This is a genomic window from Pseudomonadota bacterium (assembly GCA_039024915.1).
Classification (GTDB): domain Bacteria; phylum Pseudomonadota; class Alphaproteobacteria; order Rhizobiales; family MH13; genus MH13.
Window position 1 is genome coordinate 474,951 of record JBCCPK010000003.1, and the last position, 6,517, is coordinate 481,467.

General features: G+C 57.2%; 4 protein-coding genes. 1 reads left to right on the forward strand and 3 read right to left on the reverse strand.

The annotated features are described in order from the left end of the window. Positions 1–33 precede the first annotated feature (33 nt). On the reverse strand, positions 34–1,299 hold the full coding sequence (gene urtA / locus AAF739_08420) for an urea ABC transporter substrate-binding protein (protein MEM6382683.1): 1,266 nt from the start codon (positions 1,297–1,299) through the stop codon (positions 34–36). 514 nt (positions 1,300–1,813) lie between these two features. Beyond that, positions 1,814–3,880 carry a bifunctional aldolase/short-chain dehydrogenase gene (locus AAF739_08425; GenBank protein ID MEM6382684.1) on the reverse strand — a complete coding sequence of 689 codons (2,067 nt, stop codon included), beginning with the start codon at positions 3,878–3,880 and terminating at the stop codon, positions 1,814–1,816. 474 nt (positions 3,881–4,354) lie between these two features. Between AAF739_08425 and AAF739_08430 the strand changes: the two genes are divergently transcribed. Continuing rightward, entirely contained in the window at positions 4,355–5,692 is a 1,338-nt protein-coding gene (locus AAF739_08430; protein ID MEM6382685.1) for a glycosyltransferase family 2 protein, read from the forward strand. A 137-nt stretch (positions 5,693–5,829) separates the two neighbouring features. Here the strand turns inward: AAF739_08430 and AAF739_08435 are convergent. Beyond that, a partial coding sequence (locus tag AAF739_08435; GenBank protein ID MEM6382686.1) for a calcium-binding protein occupies positions 5,830–6,517 on the reverse strand: 688 nt, incomplete at its 5' end.

Below are 6,517 nucleotides of genomic sequence, written 5' to 3' on the forward strand. Positions count from 1 at the left end.
GACATTTAACGGCTCCGAAGAGCTTGGCTGAACCTAGTAGTTCGACTCGATCTGCACGCAGGTCGACGTCTCAGTGTTGTACATGCCGCATCCAAGCTCAGGCCAGTTGGAGGCGAGAACAGCCGACTCTGGCAAGAAGTCGGTCCAAGCGTCGCCCGGAACTTCTTCGGTCTGCGAAATGATGTCGAACTGACCATCATCACGAATTTCGCCAATGAGCACCGGCTTGGTGAGATGGTGGTTCGGCAGCATTTCAGCGGTGCCGCCGGTCAGATTCGGAACCTGTTGGCCGTACATGGCGTCACGGACAGCATCCACATCCGTCGTGCCGGCCTGTTCGACCGCCTGCACCCACATGTTAAAGCCGATATAGTGCGCTTCCATCGGATCGTTCGTCACACGATCTTCGCCGGCAAAGGCTTTCCAGGCGGCGACGAACTCTTCGTTGATCTCCGTGTCGGCTGACTGGAAGTAGTTCCACGCAGCCAGGTGACCCACGAGGTTGGACGTATCGAGGCCGGAAAGCTCTTCCTCCCCGACCGAGAAAGCGACGACCGGAATGTCATCGGCAGAGATACCTGCCGCTGCGAGCTCGCGATAGAAGCCGATGTTGGCGTCACCGTTGATCGTGGAGATAACTCCAACCTTCTGGCCATCCGCGCCGAGCGCAACAACATCTGCAACGATCGACGACCAATCAGAGTGCCCAAACGGCGTGTAGTTGACGAAAATATCCTCCGGCGCAATGCCCTTGGATTGCAGGTAGCTTTCGAGGATATTGTTGGTGGTGCGCGGGTACACATAGTCAGTACCAAGCAGCGCAAACTTTTCGACGCCAAGTTCCTCAAGGAAGTAATCGGTTGCAGGGATCGCCTGCTGGTTCGGCGCTGCACCGGTGTAGAAGACGTTCTTCGATGATTCTTCGCCCTCATATTGGACAGGGTAGAAGAGCAACCCGTTCAGCTCTTCGATGACGGGCAGGACAGATTTGCGGCTAACCGAGGTCCAGCAGCCAAACATCACATCAACGCCTTCGACCGAAATCAGTTCACGTGCCTTTTCGGCAAACAACGGCCAGTCGGAGGCTGGGTCGACAACAACAGCTTCGAGAGGCCGACCAAGCACGCCACCCTTCTCGTTTTGCTGTGCGATCAGCATCTCCATAGTGTCTTTGAGCGTCGTCTCAGAGATCGCCATGGTTCCAGACAGCGAATGCAGGATACCTATCTTGATCGGCTCGCCCTGAGCGAGGGCGCGCAGTGGCGTGAATGGCAGTGCGGTCGTAGCCAGCAACCCCATGGCGCTGCGCCGCGTGAGAGAAAATTTTGATTTGCTCATGTCGGGAGAACTCCTAGCCCGTTTTCTGAAAACTTTTGCGGTTCTGACGCTGCGGAGCCGCGTTGCGCGAACCGATGCGGCGCGACATAAGCAGAACAGTTTGGCGCGCGGCAAATTCAAATTTGGCTAGAGATTCATCGAAGATTATTTTTTAGGCACTCATTCATTCCTGGCGAAACACATGCGTTCGTTTTGTGAGCACATTTGATCGTTTGACACTCTAAACGCCTGATATTTCAGCAAGTGCAGAAATTGTGTGCAGATAAAGTAGGGCGAAGAACCCACGCCCAAACGCACCAGTTGTAAGCACATGGCCAACGCGCGCCGCGCGTTTCAGCCCGCACCCCCTGCGGTTATGTCATAACGATCGAGCGTACTAGTGGTGGCCAACAGATAATCGCGGGGTCGGCTTGAATCGGCTTTACGGACCAAGCATGGGCCGTTCGGATGGATGGTTGTCGGAAGTGCGAACGCACTAGCGCAATGACGCTTCAATGTTGCCACCATCGACGGTGAGAATGTGGGCAGTGGTGCGCTCCATTTTCGCCAGCGCCACGAACGCTTCTGCAACATGGCGCGCCTCTACTTCCCGACCTAGTAAGTTGCCACGCATATAGCTGTCTTCGCTAACGCCACGGGCGGCGGCGCGGGCCTTAACAAAATCGTCCGTGAGAAGCCCGGTCCGGATACGATCAGCATTGATGCCGTTCACACGTATGTTATGCGCACCAAACTCCAACGCCAGCTGCTTGACCAGAAACAACGTCGTCGCCTTGGGAAGGCCATAAGCACCAAAGCCCTTTCCGGGATTGACTGCCTGCTTTGACACGTTGAACAACAACTGCCCGCCGATGCCCTGTCGGCACATGACCGATGCGGCTGCTCGGGCCATGGACAGGTGCGCGAAGAAATTCAACTCAAAACTCGCGCGGACCGCCTCGTCCTCCAAATCGCTTAGCATTCCCTGTGGCGCGTAACCGGCGTTTGACACCAGCAGATCGACCCCACCGAAGCGCAGGACGGCCTCTGCCACAATGTCGTCCGCTGCCCCCGGCTCCGTCAGGTCGGTTTCCACTGCAAGGCAATCGGCGCCAATGCTCTCAACTGCCGCCTCCAGAGAGTGACCATCACGATCGGCAAGGACCAGAGCGGCGCCCTGATTGGCGAACGCCTGTGCAGTAGCGAGCCCTATGCCGCTGGCCGCGCCGGTTACCAATACGATCTGACCTTCGAAAGCTTTCGGGCTGGACTTGCCCAACTTGGCCTGCTCCAGAGACCAATACTCCATATCGAATAGGTCATCCTGGCCAATAGGGAAGAAACCGCCCGCCGCTTCGCCAAGTGTCATGACTTCAACCGTTTGCTCGGCAAGGTCTCCGATCACGGATGCAACTCCGGCAGACTTGCCCATCCCAACGATTCCAACACCGTCGACCCAGGCGACGCATGGGGCGGGCTCGAGCATCGTCTTGCTCTCGCCAACGCGAGCATTCTGCTCTGCAAAAAAGGCGATATAGTTATCCGCGAATGCGCTGACCGCCGCCTCGACCATTGCGGGTTCTTGACGGTCAGACGCAAGCCACAGCATCTCGCCCTTGGTCCGGATGACATGATCCGGGGAGCTGACACCGCGTCTTGCGAGTTCGGGCAGATCGTCGCGTCGGAGAAACGCGTTAATCTCGTCGCTGCTGCGTACATCGAAGATAACTGGCTTGGGCATACCCTTGCCACCAACCGGGCGAGCACGTGCGACGGCACCTCGCAGGTTGGGAAGGACAGATAGCGCGCGCGCACGGCTAATCGGCATTCGGTCTCGGCGCACAGTAGCCGCGAACGCCCGGCCGCCCTTCATATCGCGCAGCCACGCCTCCACCAAATTAGTGTGGTCAATTACCCGTTCATAGCTTTCACGCGGGGTCTCTCCCCATGTGAAATGCCCATGTTTGAGAAGTACCAAGCCCTCAACGTCCGGGTTTGCGTCAAAGACGCCCGCCGCCTCCTTGGCGAGCGCAAAGCCAGGCATGATGTAGGGAACAACAGCAAGTCTCCCTCCGAAAATCTCACGCACCGCCGCCTCCGCTTCAGGCAAATTGGCAAGGGCTAGAAACGCGGTAGCATGGGTGTGATCAACCACGCGCTGGGGCAGAAAGGCATGGAGCAAGGTCTCAACAGAGGGGTTCGGCGCGCTTGAGTTGAGAAGGTTCGAACGCTGTACATTGACCATCTCCTCATCACTGAGGCGGTCGAGGCTACGAAGCTCCCGCAGGGGGTCAAGCCGAACGCCGGGCATGCCCGGTGCTTCAAGGCTATCAAGGTCCCACCCGCTGCCCTTGATGTGGATGACCGATTGAAGAACACCAAGAAGGTCCGGGCGCTTGAGCTTGATCGAGGTATTCCCCCCACCGTGCATGACGAGGTCTGGGTCGCTACCGATCAGACGCGAGGAGTATACCCGTTCAGCGAGCGCGCGGTCGGCGACGTTGTCTCGCGCTGCGTCGATCCAACGTGCTGCTTCAACGTCGCTCCACCTGTTTTCACGCATGCTGATGTTGTCCTCCTTGCAGTGCGGGCTTCCGCTCTTTGCCAGAGCCTTGAGCGCCCCGAACCTTACTGAGCAAGGCGCACAGGTTTCCATGCTTTACCCATCGAGCGGGACCCACGTCTGTGCCACTGATTGCTCAGCGGCTCAATGCACGCCGCACGATCGTCCCGCGCCAGAAACAGGGAAGAATGTTCTTTTGAACGGTTGCCGCTTCAGCAATGGCGGTCCTGGCGGATCGTCCCAAGAACAAGAAAGGCCACCATGCACCGACAACACGTTGCCCACACCTCCGCATCTTTCTTTGCGCTCCGGACAAACTGGTCATGAACGACGATCACAGGAGCTTATCGTTTAAAGAAACAAAGCTTTGGCTCGTCCCGTCGGGTACGTATCTCAGCCGGCTTAAATCGCTTATGCTATCGCAAGAGGCCAGCCCAAGACCAACAACAACAAACAGTCCGATACTCATCACCCATGACGCAATTCTTTGATCGCCACCCGGCCAGCCATTACCGAACAACAGGAGAGCAAAGTGTTGCGGTCATCACCCGCACAAAGGACCGCCCGCTCCTTCTGTCGCGCGCCCTAGAAAGCGTCCTCAACCAGACCCACACGGATTGGCACCTATTTCTCGTCAACGATGGGGGGGATCGAACGCAGGTGGACGAGATCGTCCAGAGATACACAACGGCCTTTAAAGACCGGCTCACGGTTATCCACCATGAGACATCAAAAGGCATGGAGGCCGCATCCAACGCAGGCCTGGCACAGTCGAAACAGGCCTACTTTTCCATCCACGACGATGATGACAGCTGGCAGCCTGAGTTTCTTGAGCGAGCCGTTGGCTTCCTGAATTCAAAACCCGGGCATTTCTATTCGGCGGTCGCCACAAATTGTCATGTGATCAAGGAAGACATACGCGATGGCGGGGTGATCGAATTGGCACGCGAGCCTTGGGAGTTCTTCTCCGAAAACGCCGATCTCGGTGACATGATCTTTACCAACCGCTATCCACCCATCAGTCTTGTGTTTCGCTCAAGCCTCATCGAACAGGTAGGGACGTATAATGAGCTCCTCCCCGTCCTTGGCGACTGGGACTTCAACCTACGGGTCCTTTCGGTCTCAGACATAGCGACGATCGATGAGCAACTCGCGAACTACCATCACCGAGTGTCCCGCTCAGCGGAGAGCGATGTTTACGGAAATACCGTCACCGAGGGAAACAAGCGCCACGCCCATTTTTCAACGCTTTACACCAACCATCTGGTTCGCCAACTGATCCAGCAGGACAGTTCCCATATCGGGCTCATCCGGGCGCTCCAGAACCACACGCAGTCGCGCGCCCAACAGCTGCACAAGCATCTCGATAACATGTGGGATCATTTCGATGACCGGCATGAAGCGAGTGCCACAAGCGACGAGATTAAGGACGTCCACAAGCATCTTGATACGATGTGGGACCACTTCAACGGGCTCCACCAATCAAGAGCCGCGAGCGAGGAACTCCAGGAAATCGATCGGGTTTGGTTGCTTTGCCACCTCGTCGGGCGCAGGCCGGCATTGAACAAACCTCCACTGCATCCAGCCAAATCCGATCTCTCAGACCTACAGATGCCTTCCCTCGCACGAATGCTTCAAAAGCTGCACCGGAAGCTCAACATCAAGGTTCACCCGACATTCGACGAGACAGCTTATCTCTCTGGGAATGAAGATGTCCGCGATGCGGTGGAGAAGGGCGCGTTCGCATCTGGCTATATCCACTATCTGTGCTTCGGTCTGCTTGAGGGGCGAGACCGAGCGAGCAAACGCTGAACCAGCGCCCGAGGACCCAGATACAGAGTATTCCACGTCCCTCGAACGCAAATAGCGGCCATGAAAATCGTGGGCCTTGTGGTCACGTAGCCGCTTGCCGCTGGTGTGGCATCTAGTGTCTTCCGCGCGCACTGGCTTCAGATCAGGATATCGTCAGCCAGTTGGGCTTCGGTGGTGTTCTGAACCGTGAATGTGTTTGGCCCGAAGGTGAACACCACATCGCCCGCGACCTCACTTGCAAATGACAGAGCTCCTGCGACGCTCGCAAGGTTGAACCCGGTCAGATCCAACTGATCGATGTCATCCTCGAAGTCGGTCACAATATCATTGCCGAAAGCTGGCGCGAAGATGAACGTATCGGAACCTGTGCCGCCAATCAGCGTGTCACTACCAGTGCCGCCGTTGAGCAGGTCACTACCTTCCCGGCCTTCCAAGGTGTCGTTGCCCGAACCTCCAAACAGGAAATCGTTACTGGCACCAGCCTGAATGGTGTCGTTCCCGCTGTCACCTGCGATTGTATCAGCACCAAAGCCGCCAAACAGGTTGTCATTGCCCGTGCCGCCATTGAGGATGTCGTCACCCGAGCCTGACGAAATGAAGTCAGCGCCTGCATCGCCGTTCGAGGTGTCGTCGCCCGCGCCGCCGAACAGCCGGTCATTGTTGTCGCCACCGTTCAGCGTGTCGTTGTCCGCCCCGCCAGCCATGACATCATTGCCCGCGCCGCCGGACAGATCATCGATACCCCCGCCGCCGCTAAGATTGTCATTACCATCGCCGCCGATCAGCGTGTCATCCCCGCCACCGCCATCAAGGACATCGTTGGAG

Excerpts from the sequence above, each read along its gene's own strand:
- urtA (MEM6382683.1), bottom strand. The coding sequence starts at position 1,299 with ATGGGGTTGCTGGCTACGACCGCACTGCCATTCACGCCACTGCGCGCC.
- AAF739_08425 (MEM6382684.1), bottom strand. The coding sequence starts at position 3,880 with ATGCGTGAAAACAGGTGGAGCGACGTTGAAGCAGCACGTTGGATCGAC.
- AAF739_08430 (MEM6382685.1), top strand. The coding sequence starts at position 4,355 with ATGACGCAATTCTTTGATCGCCACCCGGCCAGCCATTACCGAACAACA.